This is a genomic window from Halorussus limi, from assembly GCF_023238205.1.
Lineage (GTDB): Archaea > Halobacteriota > Halobacteria > Halobacteriales > Haladaptataceae > Halorussus > Halorussus limi.
The window spans coordinates 2533089-2549332 of sequence record NZ_CP096659.1 but is presented as its reverse complement, the minus strand read 5'-3'; the positions used below and the strand labels follow the sequence as shown (position 1 = coordinate 2549332).

Below are 16244 nucleotides of genomic sequence, written 5' to 3'. Positions count from 1 at the left end.
CTCACTCCCCGACGGGCCGGGATTCCGACGACGGGAGACCGGCCGTACTTGGCTACGAGTGACCCCACTCCCACTCGTCTTCGTCGCCGCGAACCTCGATGCGTTCGACCGCCCCGAGGGTCTCCCATCCGGAATCGCCGTCGGCGGCGTCGGTGTGACGGACCGACATCGCATTCCACTCCCCGTCGTAGTCGGCACGGAGTTCGTACCGCTCGGTGGTCCCGCCCTCGGGCCGGACTTCGACCCGGAGCGACTCCTCGGGAACGTAGTCGATGGGACTCGCCACTCCTTCGAAACTGGTGCCGTCCGCGAGGTCCACGCTCACGTGGTCGCCTACGTCGGCCGCGCCCAGTCGTTCGACCAGTTCGGTCTCGCTCATGTCTCGGGGTTCATCGGAATCACGGTTAAGCGTACGGGCCGGTAACGATGCGGGTCGGCGACGGTGGCGGTGAGGCCAGTAGTGCTGCGTGGCCGTCGCACGACGATTACGTCGGCAATCGGTAACGGTGCAACTTCCGACAACTTCGTACTGCCATTGCGAGGAACAGGGATAGGAGCCACTCCGCCACGAACGCCGGAAACTCCGGAGAGGACGATTCGAGCGCGAAACCCGGAATCAGACTTCGACGTTGTTGACGTACTCGTCGTTTATCTCCCACTCGCCGTCGTCGCCTCGAACCATGTACTCGCCGTAGTAGGGGACCCGATTCTCGACGGTTTCGCGGAACGTCTCCCGAATCTCGCCGCGAGTCATCTCGCCCATCGAACGGAGGTCGTCGTTCCGATTGAGACACCCCTTAAGGAATCCTTCGTGCGTGACGCGTACGCGGTGGCAGTTCGCGCAGAACTGCGGATTCTCCACCGGGTCGACGATTTCGACCATCCCGCCGTCCACCCAGTAGCGGTTCCGATGGTGCATCTCGCGGGTCTCGACCTCGTCGGCGATGTCCGCCAACCAGTCGTGGACGCGCTGGATGTCGATGTTCCACTCGGGCTTGCCGGTGAGTTCCGGCATGTACTGGATGAGTTGAAGCTGAAGTCCGTCGTTCTCGGCGACGTGTTCGACCATCTCCTCGACGTAGCCCGCCGTGTGCTCGAACACGACCATGTTCAGTTTGACGGGGTCGAGTCCGGCGTCGAGCGCGGCGTGAACGCCCTCGATGACCTTGTCGTAAGCCCCGCTCTGAGTGACTTCCGCGAACGCCTCGGGGTCGAGCGCGTCCTGCGAGACGTTCACGCGCTCCAGTCCGGCCGCAACGAGGTCCGGCGCGCGACCGGGGAGGAAAGTCCCGTTGGTCGTCAACGAGACCTCCATCTCGTCGGGCGTTCGTCGGATGATGTCCTCCAAGTCCTGCCGGAGCATCGGTTCGCCGCCCGTGAACTTCACCTTCTCGACGCCGAACTCACGGGCAACTTCCAGGAACCGGACCACGTCGTCGGCGCTCATCTCGTCGTCCTGTGGGTCCATGGGACCGCGCGTGTCGCCCAACCCCTCGTTGTGGCAGTAGACGCAGTCGAAGTTACACCGGTCGGTGAGCGAGACCCGAACCCCGGAGACCTCGCGCCCGAAATCGTCCTCCAACATAGTTCGGACCTTTCGCGCGCGAGTCCTTAAAATCGCTGTCGAATACCCCGCGAGAGTAACCGAATCCGGTTACGGTTTCGGACTCGAAAGTTGACAAGGCTTATCGCCGCTTCGGACCGTACCCACGGCTATGGACGCATCAGAGGTACGCGACTTGCTCCGGGAAGTCGAGGACCCGGACCTCGGCGACGACATCGTCTCGCTCGGTCTCGTCAACGACGTGTCGGTCGACGGCGACACAGCGACCGTCTCGCTGGCGTTGGGTGCCCCTTACTCGCCAAACGAGACCCAAATCGCCAACCGGGTTCGAGAGGTCCTCGGGGACCGCGGTCTCGACGCCGAACTCTCGGCCCGCGTGGACGACGACATCTCCGCCGACGAGCAAGTCCTGCCGAACGTCAAGAACATCATCGCGGTGGCGTCCGGTAAGGGCGGCGTCGGCAAATCCACCGTCGCGGTCAACATCGCGGCGGGCCTCGCACAGATGGGTGCGCGCGTCGGCCTGTTCGACGCCGACGTGTACGGCCCGAACGTCCCCCGGATGGTCGACGCAGAAGAGGTCCCGAGAGCGACCGAAGACGAGACCATGATTCCGCCCGAGCAGTTCGGCGTGAAACTCATGAGCATGGCCTTCCTCGTCGGCGAGGATGACCCCGTCATCTGGCGCGGTCCGATGGTCCACAAGGTCCTCACGCAACTCTGGGAGGACGTCGAGTGGGGCCACCTCGACTACATGGTCGTGGACCTGCCGCCGGGAACCGGTGACGCTCAGCTCACGCTCCTCCAGAGCGTGCCGGTCACGGGTGCGGTCATCGTCACGACGCCCCAGGAGGTCGCTATCGACGACGCCCGCAAGGGTCTGCGGATGTTCGGGAAGCACGACACGCCGGTCCTCGGCATCGCCGAGAACATGTCCACGTTCAAGTGTCCCGACTGCGGCGGTGAACACGACATCTTCGGCCGGGGCGGCGGCGCGAAGTTCGCCGAGACGAACGACATGCCGTTCCTCGGGTCGATTCCCATCGACCCCTCGGTCCGGACCGGCGGCGACGAGGGTAAACCCATCGTACTGGACGAAGACAGCGACACGGGCGACGCCTTCCGCGTCTTGACGGAGAACGTCGCCAACAACGTCGGAATTATCAAGCGACGCCAACAACGCTGACCCATGTCCGACGACGGCCCAGATGGAAGTGACGCTCAGCGCGTCGAGACGCTCCGAGCGATTGCCGACGACATCCGCGCCGAGAGTTCCGAGAGCAAGATGGTCGCCGCGATTCTCTACCGTATCAGCGACATCTACGACCCCGACGAGGAGACCACGCCGCGGGATATCTACCTGAACATGCGCGAAATCATCCGTACGAAGGAGTCGTAGGCCGTTTAACGGAATTTCCGAAACGCAAACAGTCCGAGCAGAACCCCGGCACAGAGATATGCGACCGGGATTCCAGCCACTTCGTGCCCGCCGCTGAGCTTCGTCGCGAGACCGGGGGCGTAGCTGTCGTTGTGATACTCGTAGTTGTTCTGCATCCACGTCGGCCGCACGGACTCGTACGAGGCGTTCCAGACTCGAGTCTGGGCTCCGGCACGACCGGCAAACTCTACTTGGTCGATACCGCCTTCTGCTGTCGTCAGGTTACCGGTGTAGAGTCGCGCCTCGCCAGCTATCTTGGCACCGCGGTCGTCCAGCAACTCCACGGTGATCGTTCGGGTGTCGCCCGGACGGACCGAAGCGGGGTAGAGACTCCCGTCGGTCCCGACCGTGTGGACCATGAGCTTCGTGCTGTAGAGTTGTTCCGAAGGATTCGCGAGCGTCACCTCGGCGACTGCGGACGGTTCACCGTTGATGGTGCCCTCAATGACTTCTACGTCCGCAATGTACGGTGTTGGAATCTTTCCGGAGTCGGCTGAATCTATTTCGCGAGTGAAGTTGAACTCGGTGTGACCGCCGTAGGTGGAGAAGGTTACGGTGTGGCTATCCTGGTTGACGTTTATGCCGTCCGTAATATTGATTCGTTTCGTTCGTTCTTCGCCCACGGAAAGATTGAGATTCTTCTCATGAACTTGTCGTCCATCGACAGTGACTACATATCCTGCAAGTCGGATTTTCTCTTTAGTCGGGTTTTTAGCAGTAACTTTGAGAGCCGACTCCTCCCCGTTGAAAGCGACTGTGTACGTAGTCCCTCCGGTCGCTTCGACCTTCTCGTTCGAACTCTCGTCTTGCAGTACTCCAGCGGCGACTACTCCCGTGGACAACAACGCGCAGACCACGAACAGCGTTCCGACGGTAACGTAGAATTTTTTGTTCGTCATGTCCGTTAGATCCCTCCGTTAGACTTCGAGCATGCGACTTTCACTCGACACCAATTGAGTCTCTCCTCGCCCCTATCTATTTTTCCTATTATATATTGTCTGCTTTTTGCCCCTTCGTACGTGAAGGTATCTGATTTGAGTTCGCTCTCCTCCGTGACACGGCCAACCCTGGAATCGTAGGATCGGGTCGTGAGCGTCCCGGTGATGGTAGCTTTGGTTTTGACGACGTCGCTTTCGGCTTCGTATATCGGCGTCCAGAACTTCGTCGTGCCATCGTCTCTGCCGAGAACCCACGTAGTGGCCTGTGCCTCCCTCATCCGCCAGCCGTTTCGGGACACTTGCTTTCTCGCGAGTACGTAGTCCGTCGTCTCCGATTTTGCCCGCCACTCGTAGACCGCATCCTGGACTTTCTTGTCGCGTATCGCCTCGTACTTCGTCACGGTCTCCGTGCGTTGAGTCTTGTACTCAACCTCGAAGCGAGTTTCGTAGACCGCATCCGAGATTTTTACTCGTCTCTTCTTTCCGGTAAACGCGTGGTCCGACTGGTGCCTCGAAGTCGCCCAGTACGTTTCCGTCTTCGTGATCGTGTACGTGTAAGTCTTCGTCGTTCTGTAGGTGTACGTTTCCTTCGTCCTGTAAGTGTACTTCTGGGTCACCTCTTCGCAACCGAACCTGAGACTACAACGCTCCACCGTCCGTGTAGCGGTTTTCGTTACCCATCGAGTTTTGCTCCGTCGTACCGGAATCGTCTTCGTTTTCTCTATCTCGTTTTCGTAGCGGTACTTGCGCTGCGTCCGGTACTCGGCAGATTCGACTTTTATTCTGCGGGTGTCACCGGTCCGCTCACCGTTCCAGAGGCTCGAATCGTGCCACTTCTTCTTGAATTCTATTTCCGAGGACGGGTGCCACTGGGAGAACCGTTCGACCTTGGTTCGCTGCGTCTCGTGACGTCCGGAGGCGTACCACGCATTCGACGTTTGTAGAAACATCTTCCGGAGGCGCCGACTGGCGAAGCGCTTGGTTTCGGTTCCGTACTTCGCGTCCTGCGTCTTAACCTTCTTTTCGAGGATGTATTTCGTGGTTCCGGTCGTCCGCCGAACTTCGTATCCATGCTTGAGATACTCGTCCCGAGTCTCCTTCTCGTTGACCGTCACGTTTCTTACGCGAGGCTTCTCGACCAAATAGGAGAGATTTTGTACAGTGACGTCAGTCCAGTACTTACTACTGCTTCCCGAAACGAGAATTTGCGGTAGCTCCGCTTCGGTCTTCTTCCGAGCGTTCTCTCGGTTGTAAATCGTCACGGTTTGAGACGGTGTAGTCGAGGCGAGCGATTCGGTGGGGAGTTCGATAGTCCAGACGTATCGATATGCGTCTTCGGTCGCGTCTGAATGGCCGCTTCGCTCGGCTTCGACCTTCTCTCGCTCGACGACGCTCGCAGCGGGATTCGACACCGAGATCCCCAACGAGAAGTCCTGATAGTACGTCTCTTTTGCGAAGTGATACGGTTCCGTTTCTACTTGGACCCGAACCGTTTCCTCGTCAGAGTACGGTTCTTCGCTCAGAACACTCGTGTTGGAAATGCCCGGAACGAAGTAGTTCAAGAAGTCGAAGTTCCGCTTCGCTCGCAGGTCGTAGCCGTCTTCGACGATACTCGCCGCTCGCTCGTAAGACCGAAACTTCGCCGTGGAATTGTCGGGTTTCGTGGGTTCTGCCCCGTATTTCCAGATATATTTGAGATCCGTACCGTCTGGGTCGAACGAACCGGACGCATTTACTAGGATACCGTGTTCTCGGGTGATATACTCCTTTGTGCCGTCGTTGACGACATTCAGTCGAAGTTCTGGTTTACTAGGTGTAACTCGGAAATTTGACACGCTTTTACTTTCCCAATGGGCATATGTATTTGAGTAGTTAACGTACGCAGTTGTGCTGTACTGGCCTGGTGATTCTCCAAACCAGAAACTATGCAGTACTAAGTGCTCCTTGCCTCCTTCTTCTACTCGGCTAAGTCCATTAGTGTCGGTTCTTTTGGCAAGATCATTCCTTGACTGAATTTGGATATCCACCTTTTCAGGGTCTACACCGTTCAAATCAATTTCCAAGACGTGATGTGCCGCATATCGAGTAGGATCAAGGCGTTCGTGATACGAATCCACCGGCCCGTTGACGAACTCTGACCGGACGATTTCGGGTTTCTCGACCGGAACGATTTCGCGACTCGCCCGGACGGTCTGGCCCCGTTCGTCGGTGGCAACGACGGTCACCGTGTATGGTTCACCGGGCGTGAACTCGGCGTCGGAGAAGCGCATAGTCCGCTGGCGGCCGAAATCGTGACGATACCGACCGCGTACGGTGCCCCCGGCCACTGCAACGGTCTCGCCGTCCACTTCGACGCGGAGTCCGTTCAGATTCTCGTACTCGTCGACTCCACGGACCGCACCCGAAATCAAACCGTGTCGGTCGAGCGATTCGAACGACACGTTCGGGCGAGGGTCGGCCGTGACAGTCGTCGTCCCGTCGGCGAACGTGGCGACGTTCGACGAGCCATCGGCGTAAGTCACGACGGCGTAGAGTTCGTGGTCGCCGGGTTCCCACGTCCGGGTCAGTGACCGTCCCTCGGAGATTTTCCCGGCGGTGCTTCGCCATTCTACCGCGGCGACGGCAGTAGTCGGAGCGTCCAGTCGAACGTCGTACCGGCCGCGGAGCGGTTTCGACCCAGTCACGACCTTGTCACCCGCTATTCGAGGAGACTTTCCATCGGCGGTCGACGTACTCGATTCCGGCGATTCGGACGGTGAATCCGAATCAGACTGGACCGCTACGGTGAGGGAACTCGCGTTCGTGAGTCCGTCGGCGTCGTAGACCGTCGCAGTAACGTCGCGATTCTCGGCAGTGGGGAAGTGTTTCGTCACGGCGTCGGTCGTCTGCTCGGCCGAGAGCGAGTGGTTGGCGATTCGAGTACCGTCGACCTTCCAGACGACATAGTCGAGCGCAGCGGCCCCCACCGTGAGGTTCGCGGTGTAGGTCGCCGTAGAACCCTCGGTCGGCCGCGTCGGTCCGGAGACCGAGACGCCGGGGCCCGACCCGGGTGACACGTCGACGTAGAGCGTGTCCGAACGCGTCGCGCCGTCGTCGTCAGTGACGGTTATCGTGACCTGATAGCGACCGGTCTCGGTCGGTGTGAACCGAGTTCGGGCACAGTCGGCGCAGTCCGGCGCAACCGTGTCGCCGTTCGGTGTCCGAATCGACCACTCGTAGCGTTCGATGCGACCGTCGGAGTCGCGCGACCCCGTGGCGTCGAGGAGAACGGTCGCACCTCTCGTTACGTCTTGGTCGAGACCGGCGTCTGCGAGCGGTGCTTCGTTCGGAGTCGCGGCGTCGTTCGCCGGGGTGGCGTCCGTGACGGACGCGGCATCGTCCGTTGGAATCGTTCCGGCAGCAGTGGTCGTCACGACGAGAAAGACGGCGACGGCGATCAACGTCGGCTTCGACATACGATTGGTTTGCCCCTATTTTTCTTATAAACTTATGTGTTTAGTTTTAGTTAGAAACTGAAGTATCGGTTAATCGCTGCCGTCTCCGGCACGGAGTACCGATTAACAGGGAAATGGTCGGAAATGCGCCATTACCGCCTATCCCTCATGAACATTCCTTGCTAATCTATAGCAAAGGCTTTACTGACTCCCCGATTTATCTTCAATCACTGGGCCTAACGGCCGTGAGCAACAGATATGACTAATGACGAACTTATCTGGCGAATCGCGGGCGGTTCCGGCGACGGAATCGACTCGACGAGCCAGAACTTCGCCAAAGCGCTGATGCGCTCGGGCCTGAACGTCTTCACGCACCGACACTACCCGTCGCGCATCCGCGGTGGCCACACGTACGTAGAGATTCGGGCGAAAGACGAGCCCGTAAAGTCGCGGGGAGACAACTACAACTTCCTGCTCGCGCTGGGCGACAGCTTCGCCCGGAACCCGCAGGAGGAAGCCTACTACGGCAACGAGGAGATCAAGCCGCTGACGGAGAACCTCGACGAGCTTCGAGAGGGCGGGGTCATCGTCTACGACTCCGGCCTGCTCGACGCCAGCGAAATCGAGAACTTCGACGAGCGCGTCGAGGAGAACAACTGGCACGTCTACGACCTCGACCTGCGCGGCCTCGCCAAGGAACACGGTCGAGAGGTCATGCGCAACACGGCCGGCGTGGGCGCGACCGCCGCGCTGCTCGACATGGACCTCCAGTACATCGAGGACCTGATGGAGGACGCCATGAGCGGCGACGTGCTGGAGGCCAACCTCCAGATTCTCGAAGAGGCCTACGAGTCGGTCAACGAGGATTACGAACACACCCACGACCTGCGCGCCCCGACGGGGACGCAGGAAGAGGAGCAAGTCCTCGTCTCCGGTTCGCACGGCATCGCCTACGGATCGCTCGACGAGGGCTGTCGGTTCATCTCGGGCTACCCGATGACCCCGTGGACCGACGTGTTCACCATCATGACCCAGCACCTGCCGGACATGGGCGGCATCTCCGAGCAGGTCGAGGACGAAATCGCCGCGGCGTCGCTCGCCATCGGCGCGAGCCACGCCGGCGCGAAGGCGATGTCCGGGTCGTCGGGCGGCGGGTTCGCGCTGATGTCCGAACCGCTCGGTCTCGCGGAGATGACCGAGACGCCCATCGTCCTCGTGGAGTCGATGCGCGCCGGCGGTTCGACGGGGATGCCGACCAAGCCCGAACAGGGCGACCTCGAACACGTCCTGTACACGAGTCAGGGCGACTCCAACCGCGTCGTGTTCGCACCGGGCGACGCCGCGGAGTGTTACGAGCAGACTCGGAAGGCCTTCGAAATCGCCTACGAGTACCAGATTCCGGCCATCGTCATCTACGACCAGAAGCTCTCGGGCGGCCACCAGACCGTCCCCGAGGACGTGTTCGACGAGGAGCCGAACCCCGACATCGGAAGCGTCGTCACCGAGGAGGACCTCGAAGAGGCCGTGCAGGAAGCCGGTCGGTTCAAGCGGTACATGTACGACGCCGACGGCGAACGCGGCGGCGTCAGTCCGCGCTCGCTCCCCGGACAGAAGGGTGGCAACTACCTCGCCTCGGGTAACGAGCACAACGAAGTCGGCCACATCAGCGAGGACCCGGACAACCGCGTCCTCCAGATGAACCGCCGGATGTCGAAACTCGAGTCCATCCGCGACGAACTCGCGGAGAACGCCGACCACCAGACGGTCTACGGTCCCGAGGACGCCGAGTACGGCATCCTCAGTTGGGGCAGTACCAAAGGCGTCGTCGAGGAGGCCGTCGACGTACTGAACGAGCAGGGCCACTCGGTGAAGGCCATGAACGTCAGCGACATGATGCCGTTCGCCAAGGACGAAGTGACCGCGTTCCTCGAGAGCGTCGACGAGGCGCTGGTCGTCGAGATGAACGCCACGGCGCAGTTCCGCCGCCACGTTCAGGGCCAACTCGGCCGCTTCGGCGAGAAACTGTACAGTCTGCTCAAGTACGACGGCAACCCCTTCGAGCCTCGCGAGGTCGTCTCCGGCTTCGAGAGCCGAATCGGCGACGACGCCGACCTGAGCCAGTACAACGTCCGCATCGAATCCGCAACGGGTGACTAATCATGAGTGCATTCAACGCAATCGGTGAAGAGCGAGAGATCAACAGAGACGAGTTCACGCCCGAAATCGAACCGCAGGCGACGTGGTGTCCGGGCTGTGGCGACTTCGGCGTCCTGAAGGCGCTGAAGCAAGCGATGCCCGAAGTCGGTCGTACCCCCGAGGAGACCCTGCTGGTCACGGGTATCGGTTGCTCGGGTAAGCTGTCGAGTTACTTCAAGAGCTACGGGTTCCACTCCATCCACGGCCGGGCGCTGCCGGTCGCTCGCGCGGCCAAGATGGCCAACCCCGACCTCGAAGTCGTCGCGGCGGGCGGCGACGGCGACGGCTACGGCATCGGCGGGAACCACTTCATGCACACCGCCCGAGAGAACCACGACATGACCTACATCGTCTTCGACAACGAGATCTTCGGGCTGACGAAGGGCCAGACCTCCCCGACCAGTCCGAAGGGCCACAAGTCGAAGACCCAGCCCCACGGCAGCGCCAAGCAGCCGATTCGGCCGCTGTCGCTCGCGCTGACCTCGGGTGCGTCCTACGTCGCCCGGACCGCGGCGGTCAACCCGAATCAGGCGAAGGAAATCCTGACGGAGGCGATGGAACACGACGGGTTCGCGCACGTGGACTTCCTCACCCAGTGCCCGACGTGGAACAAGGACGCCAAGCAGTACGTCCCGTACATCGACGTGCAGGACAGCGACGACTACGACTTCGACATCACCGACCGCAGCGAGGCGTCGGAGATGATGCAGAAGGCCGAGAACGCCCTCTACGAGGGCGAGGTCCTCACGGGTCGGTTCTACCACGACGAGGACCGACCGTCCTACCAGGAGGAGAAGCAGGCCACGGGCGACATGCCCGAGGAACCGCTGGCCGAGCGGTACTTCGACGAGGACTACGAGTGGGAGCGTAGCTACGACCTGCTCGACCGCCACAAGTAAACGGGGACGAGAACCGTCGGTCGCGGTCGGATTATCGCCGTTCTCTTCGCTTTTTCGGGACCGAGCGTCTACGTCCGTTCGCTACTCTCTAGAATCTGCTTTCTACTCGCTACACGGGTCGTGTTTCCAGAAGGCGTTGGCCGCGTTCATCAGGTCCCGCTGGTCACGACCCGGGTAGGTGCGGTCGAAATTCGGTATCTCGGTCAACCCCCCGCGAACCGAACACCGGCCGCGCTACGAATCGGGACCGACCTCGGGCGCGGCCCTGTCCTCGCCGCCCTCACCGCCTTCGCCACCTTCTCCTCCTCCTTCACCGCCCTCTCCGCCTTCTCCTCCCTCTCCTCCTCCTTCACCGCCCTCTCCGCCTTCGCCACCCTCCCCGCCTTCGCCGCCACCGCCCGGGAAGCCGCACCCGGCGAACGCAGTGGCTAGTCCGGCGAGCGAGACCTGAAGGAATCGTCGGCGCGAGCGTCGTGCCATACGCTCGGTACCTCGTCTGCGGGGAAAAAACGGATGGCCGTCGCCGAACGGCGGCGTTCCGTGACGAGTCGTTTCCGTTCCGAGCCGACAACCGGCGGGCGACTCGAAGTTCCAAAGGAGTGTTCGGTCAGCGTGGGGACCGTTTTCCTATTCGGAAGGTATTTTTTCCCGTATCCGAAATACACTGGTAATGAGTACACAGTCTACGGAGGACCGAATCCTCTCGGTCCTCGAGGAGGACGCCCAAGCGTCCTACGCCGAAATCGCCGACCGGGCGAACGTCTCGAAGCCCACGGTCCGGAAATACATCGAGAAACTCGAAGACGAGGGGGTCATCGTGGGGTACTCGGCCGAAATCGACCCGAAGAAGCTCTCCAGCAAGTCCATCGCGATGGTGGGCATCGACGTGGCCAGCGAGGAGTACGTCGAGGCGACTCGCGACCTGAAGAACTTGGACGAGGTCGAGACGCTGTACTCGTCGTCGGGCGACCACATGCTCATGGCGGAAGTTCGCGCCGCGGACGGCGACGCCGTCGGCGACGTCATCAGCGAGAAGATTCTGAACATCGAGGGCGTGACGGCGGCCCACCCCTCGTTCCTGCAAGAGCGACTGAAGTAAGCCGGTACGGGGACGGGAACTCGCCGGAGGCCGGTCGGGCGGGGTCGGGACTGACTCGTACGAGATACGTCGAGTAGCGGTGGCGCTACCGAATCCTGCGAGCAGAGAGTCCTCGAAGCTATCTACTACTGTCGTTTACCATTCTATATGTTTCTCGGAGAAATGAGAATGTTGCTGAAGGCCGTCTGCTAACGGGTCAGTCCGCCGCTGAAATCTCGACGCTCTCCAAGGCGCGCTGGATGCGCTCGGACGCCTCGGCCAGTCGCTCGGCGCTGTTGGCGTACGACACTCGCAGGCACTCCTCGGCGTTGGTCCCGAAGTCGGGACCGGGCGTCATCGCCACGCCCGCGTCTTCGAGGAAGAAGTCCGCGGCGTCGAAGGCGTCGCCCGGCAGGTCGCTCACGTCCACGAGCAGGTAGTACGCGCCGCCGGGCGTGTACCCCATGCTCAGTCCCCAGTCTTCGACTTCGCTCACGAGGAAGTCCCGGCGCTCGCGGTAGGTGTCGCGCACGTCGTCGAGGAAGTCGTCGCCGGATTCCAGCGCCGCGACGCCGCCCGACTGGACGAAGTTCGGCGCGCAGATGAGCGTGTTCTGCGCGATGCGGTTGACGTGGCCGACGTACTCCGGCGGTGCGACCATCCACCCGAGTCGCCACCCGGTCATCGCGAACCGCTTCGAGAAGCCGTCTATCACGAAGGCGTCGTCGGTGTACTCCAGCACCGTGTGGTCCTCGCCCTCGTAGGTCAGGCCGTGGTACACCTCGTCGGACACCACGGTTGCGTCGGCGTCGTCGGCCAGCGCCACCAGTTCCTCCAGCGTTCCGCCGTCGAGGACCGCGCCGGTCGGGTTCGCGGGCGAGTTGAGCAACAGCGCCTCCGTGTCGGAACTTAGCGTGCGCGCGAAGGCGTCCGCGCGCGGGCGGAACCCGTCGTCGGCCGACAGCGGAACCGTCGAGATGCGCCCGCCGGTCTGGCGGACGAAGTTGGGGTAGCAGGCGTAGTATGGGTCGGTCAACACCACCTCGTCGCCGGGGTCCACCAGCGACGAGAACGCCAGCAAGAGGGCGGGCGAGGACCCTGAGGTGACGACGATGCGGTCGGGCGACACGTCCACGCCGTACCGCCGGTCGTAGTACTCTGCGATGGCCGCCCGGAGTTTCGGTTTGCCCTTCGAGGACGTGTAACTGGTCTCGCCTGCCCGGAGCGCTGCGACTGCCGCGTCGGTGACTGCCGCCGGCGTGTCGAAGTCGGGTTCGCCTACTTCGAGGTGTACCACGTCGTCCATGCGGTTTGCCCGTTCGAGTACGTCCATCGCGGCGAACGGGGTCGTCCGGGTCGCGCGCTCCGATACCATGTGCAGTGGAGAACGGGACCACGCATATAAAGCTTCGATGTGACAGTCAGTATTTGCCGGGCACCAATCCATCATGAACCATGATTATACTCATGGCGTAGCGCCGCGCCTCCGATAATATTACTGCCCATTGGTGACACTGGCCGTGATTATTATTACCATGGATGCGGAATTGCGGGTGGGATTTGGGGGCAGTCATGAAACAGACACGCAGAAGCTTTCTGAAAGCGACCGGAGCAACGGGTGTGGCCGGTGTGGTGGGGAGCGCCTCCGCACTGGCTCAGAACAAGTCGATTACCTTCTACAACGCCGGGAGCCTGAAGTACGACCCCGGTACGGAGAAGAACATTCAGCGGTTCGAGGACGAGACGGGCATCACGGTCAACGTCAACGAGGTGCCGTGGTCGAACCTCAAGACGACGCTCATCACGCAGTGGCGCAACCAGGGGAGTCAGGTCGACGCGTTCAACGGGCCGACGTGGTGGCTGGCGGACTTCGTCGCGGCCAACTGGATCGTCCCGCTGGACCTGCCGAGCGACCACGTCTCGAAGTACCCGAAGAACCTGCAGGAACTCATCCAGTTCGACGGACAGGCCTACATGGCCCCGCAACTGGGCAAGTGGGGCACCTACCTCTACGACAAGCAGGCGATGCAGCAGAACAACGTCCAGCAACCGCCCCAGAACTGGGACGAGATCATCCAAAAGGGCAAGAAGATGAGCGACGGGAACCAGTCCGGGTTCGCGTTCACGTGGGCGAACAAGGACGTGTTCACGTTCAAGCAGTTCCTCTATCAGGCGGGCGGCCAACTGTTCAACGAGAACAACGAACCGACGTTCGTCAACAAGGGCGTCGACGTGTTCGAGAACCTGCTCACGCCGCTCCGAAAGCAGAACATCATCCCGGACGGCATCTCGACGATGGGCGAGGGACCGGTCGGCGACGCCTTCATCGGCGGCAGTCTCGCTACCGTCGAGTCGTGGACGCCGCTGGCGAGTCGCGCGTGGGACTCCCAAGACTGGAGCCAAGAGCGTCTCGGCGTCGCCAAGCCACCGAAAGGGCCCCAGAGCCGCGCGACGTTCCAAGACACCAACGGCATCGGCGTCTCGAAGTTCTCGCAGAACAAGCAGGCCGCGAAGCGGTTCGCCCGGTTCATGTCCACGACCGAGTCGGTCAAGACCGACATGATAACCGAGGGCAACCCCGCGCCAGTGCCGGAGGTCTACGACATGCAGGAAGTGAAACAGGAGTTCCCGCAGAAGTGGCTCGACGTTCAGCAGTACAACCTCAAGCACGCCAAGAGCGAGACCTACCGCGCCCAACCGCAGGTGGACAACTACCTCTCGAACCAGATCACCCCGGCACTGCTCGGTAAGAAGCCGCCGAAGCAGGCGCTACAGACCGCCGAGAAGAACATCACGCAACTCTACAAGAACCTCGGCATCCTGTAGCTGCATCCCCTTCATGTCGCAATCGTCACAGTCGATACGCCGCACGCTCGACCGCCTGTTCGTCCCGCTCACAGTCGGGCCGACGGTTCTCTGGATAGCCGGTATCATCGTCTATCCGACGCTGCAACTGTTCTGGTCGAGCCTGTTCTGGACCAATCCGATAACGGGTGCCAAGGAGTTCGTGGGCCTCGAAAACTTCACGGACCTCCTGTTGGGCGACGCCGGGGGTTGGTTCGGCGTACTCAACCCGACGTTCGTGAACTTCACGTGGCACACCATCGTCTACGTGGGGTTCAGCGTCTCCATCTCGTTCCTGCTCGGACTGGGCGTCGCGCTCCTGTTGAACAAGGACTTGGCGGGTCGCGGCTGGCTTCGCACGGCGGTCATCGTGCCGTGGATTCTGCCGTACGTGATGAGCGGGCTGATGTGGCGCTGGATGTTTCAGGCCCAGTACGGAGCCATCAACGGCGTCCTGATGCAGACCGGTCTCATCGACAACAAGATTGCGTTTCTATCGGACGGGACGCTGGCGATGATGGCGCTGATAATCGCGGACGTCTGGGTGTTCACTCCGTTCATCATCATCATCCTGCTCGCAGGGCTGCAAAACGTCCCAGAACAGCTCTACGACGCCGCGGAGGTCGACGGCGCGAGCCGGTGGTCGCGCTTTTGGAACGTCACGTATCCGTTCCTCAAACCCTCCATCCTCGTCGCGCTCACCATCCGCATCATCTTCGACATCCGCGCCCTCGACCTCGTCTGGGTCATGACCCAGGGCGGCCCCGGAAAGAGCACCGAGGTGTGGGCGTCGTGGCTCTACCGGACCGCGATGGTGTTCGGTCGTCCCGGTGAGGGCGCCGCGCTCGGCGTCGTCCTGCTGGCGGTCACGTTCGCCATCGTCGCAGTGCTGTACAAGGTATTCGGCGAGACTCCCTACGCAACATGAGTACGAGAACGTCCTACATCGACCGAATCGTCGACGGGTTCGGCCTCGACACCGACAACGAGTGGCCGAGCGTGGTACGCGAGCGACTGGTGTCGTACGGCCTGCTCGGGTTGTACGTGTTCGTGGTGTGGTTCCCCATCTACTACATCCTCATCACGAGCATCCAACCGACCGCGGAAGTGCTGAGTCTCCCCGTCAACTTCCTGCCGGCCAGACCGACTATCGACAACTACGTGGACATCTTCGCCAATCGGCCGTTCGAGCTATACACGCTCAACAGCCTGATAGTGGCCAGCACGACGACGCTCATCTGCGTCACCCTCGGGACGCTCACGGGCTACACGTTCTCGCGCCACGACTTCTTGGGGAACAAGGCGTTGCTCCTCTCCATCGTCGGCGCCCGCATGATTCCGCCCATCGCGCTCATCGTCCCGTTCTTCGCCATCATGTCGAACCCGCCGCTCGTCGGCGGCCTCACGGGGAGTCTCTACGACACGAAAATCGCGCTCATCCTGACGTACACGTTCTTCAACCTGCCGTTCGCGGTGTGGATAATGAAGAACTACTTCGACGGCGTGCCCGAGAGTCTGGACGAGCAGGCGCAGGTCGACGGCTGTTCGCAGTGGGAAGGGTTCGTGAAAATCATCCTCCCCGTCGCCAAGCCGGGCATCGCCGCGACGGCGATTCTGGCGTTCATCTTCTCGTGGAACGAGTTCGTCTTCGCGCTCGTTCTCACTTCGTCCGAGCAGGCCCAGACGCTCCCCATCGCCGTCTCGCTGTTCATCGCCGACGACTTCGTGGACTGGGCGCATCTGGCCGCGGGCGGGATGATAGCGGCCCTGCCTGGCATCCTGTTCGGCCTGTTCTTCCAGCGGTACATCGTCAGCGGACTGACTCAAGGAGCTGTCAAAGAATGAGGTGGTAC

General features: G+C 61.5%; 14 protein-coding genes. 8 read left to right on the top strand and 6 right to left on the bottom strand.

What is annotated here, in order from left to right:
* Window positions 1-52: 52 nt before the first annotated feature.
* Both M0R89_RS13175 and moaA read right to left on the bottom strand, forming a co-directional pair.
* The gene (locus M0R89_RS13175) at window positions 53-379 is read right to left on the bottom strand and encodes a hypothetical protein (RefSeq protein WP_248649548.1); all 327 of its coding nucleotides are present in this window, start codon (window positions 377-379) and stop codon (window positions 53-55) included.
* 237 nt (window positions 380-616) lie between these two features.
* Window positions 617-1585 carry a GTP 3',8-cyclase MoaA gene (gene moaA, locus M0R89_RS13170; protein ID WP_248649547.1) on the bottom strand — a complete coding sequence of 323 codons (969 nt, stop codon included), beginning with the start codon at window positions 1583-1585 and terminating at the stop codon, window positions 617-619.
* Between the two features lie 130 nt (window positions 1586-1715).
* Between moaA and M0R89_RS13165 the strand changes: the two genes are divergently transcribed.
* Complete coding sequence (locus tag M0R89_RS13165; protein WP_248649546.1) at window positions 1716-2750, top strand: Mrp/NBP35 family ATP-binding protein; 1035 nt, start codon at window positions 1716-1718, stop codon at window positions 2748-2750.
* Between the two features lie 3 nt (window positions 2751-2753).
* Window positions 2754-2963, top strand: a complete 210-nt coding sequence (locus M0R89_RS13160; RefSeq protein ID WP_248649545.1) for a DUF7976 family protein — start codon at window positions 2754-2756, stop codon at window positions 2961-2963.
* 5 nt (window positions 2964-2968) lie between these two features.
* On the opposite strand, the gene M0R89_RS13155 is transcribed toward M0R89_RS13160, so the two are convergent.
* On the bottom strand, window positions 2969-3901 hold the full coding sequence (locus M0R89_RS13155; RefSeq protein WP_248649544.1) for a hypothetical protein: 933 nt from the start codon (window positions 3899-3901) through the stop codon (window positions 2969-2971).
* A 5-nt stretch (window positions 3902-3906) separates the two neighbouring features.
* Window positions 3907-7395, bottom strand: coding sequence for a PKD domain-containing protein (locus tag M0R89_RS13150; protein WP_248649543.1), 3489 nt, complete (start codon window positions 7393-7395; stop codon window positions 3907-3909).
* 237 nt (window positions 7396-7632) lie between these two features.
* On the opposite strand from M0R89_RS13150, the gene M0R89_RS13145 reads away from it, so the two are divergent.
* Together M0R89_RS13145 and M0R89_RS13140 are read left to right on the top strand one after the other, a co-directional pair.
* A complete protein-coding gene (locus tag M0R89_RS13145) occupies window positions 7633-9531 on the top strand; it encodes a 2-oxoacid:acceptor oxidoreductase subunit alpha (protein ID WP_248649542.1) in 1899 nt (632 codons plus the stop codon).
* Window positions 9532-9533: 2 nt separating this feature from the next.
* Window positions 9534-10469 (top strand): thiamine pyrophosphate-dependent enzyme, encoded by a 936-nt coding sequence (locus M0R89_RS13140; protein ID WP_248649541.1) that lies wholly within the window; start codon window positions 9534-9536, stop codon window positions 10467-10469.
* A gap of 234 nt (window positions 10470-10703) precedes the next feature.
* Here M0R89_RS13140 and M0R89_RS13135 read toward each other — a convergent pair whose 3' ends face one another.
* Window positions 10704-10949: a hypothetical protein gene (locus M0R89_RS13135; RefSeq protein WP_248649540.1), complete on the bottom strand. Its 246-nt coding sequence runs from the start codon at window positions 10947-10949 to the stop codon at window positions 10704-10706.
* Window positions 10950-11139: 190 nt separating this feature from the next.
* On the opposite strand from M0R89_RS13135, the gene lrpA1 reads away from it, so the two are divergent.
* Window positions 11140-11568, top strand: a complete 429-nt coding sequence (gene lrpA1, locus M0R89_RS13130; RefSeq protein WP_248649539.1) for an HTH-type transcriptional regulator LrpA1 — start codon at window positions 11140-11142, stop codon at window positions 11566-11568.
* Between the two features lie 196 nt (window positions 11569-11764).
* Here lrpA1 and M0R89_RS13125 read toward each other — a convergent pair whose 3' ends face one another.
* Window positions 11765-12922, bottom strand: coding sequence for a pyridoxal phosphate-dependent aminotransferase (locus M0R89_RS13125; RefSeq protein WP_248649538.1), 1158 nt, complete (start codon window positions 12920-12922; stop codon window positions 11765-11767).
* Between the two features lie 164 nt (window positions 12923-13086).
* Between M0R89_RS13125 and M0R89_RS13120 the strand changes: the two genes are divergently transcribed.
* From M0R89_RS13120 to M0R89_RS13110, 3 genes are read left to right on the top strand one after another with little or no spacing between them, the layout of a single operon-like run.
* On the top strand, window positions 13087-14373 hold the full coding sequence (locus tag M0R89_RS13120; RefSeq protein ID WP_368408834.1) for a substrate-binding domain-containing protein: 1287 nt from the start codon (window positions 13087-13089) through the stop codon (window positions 14371-14373).
* A 13-nt stretch (window positions 14374-14386) separates the two neighbouring features.
* Entirely contained in the window at window positions 14387-15319 is a 933-nt protein-coding gene (locus tag M0R89_RS13115) for a carbohydrate ABC transporter permease (RefSeq protein ID WP_248649536.1), read from the top strand.
* Window positions 15316-16236 carry a carbohydrate ABC transporter permease gene (locus M0R89_RS13110; protein ID WP_248649535.1) on the top strand — a complete coding sequence of 307 codons (921 nt, stop codon included), beginning with the start codon at window positions 15316-15318 and terminating at the stop codon, window positions 16234-16236. The genes M0R89_RS13115 and M0R89_RS13110 overlap by 4 nt, the downstream gene beginning before the upstream one ends.
* The last annotated feature ends 8 nt before the right edge of the window (window positions 16237-16244 follow it).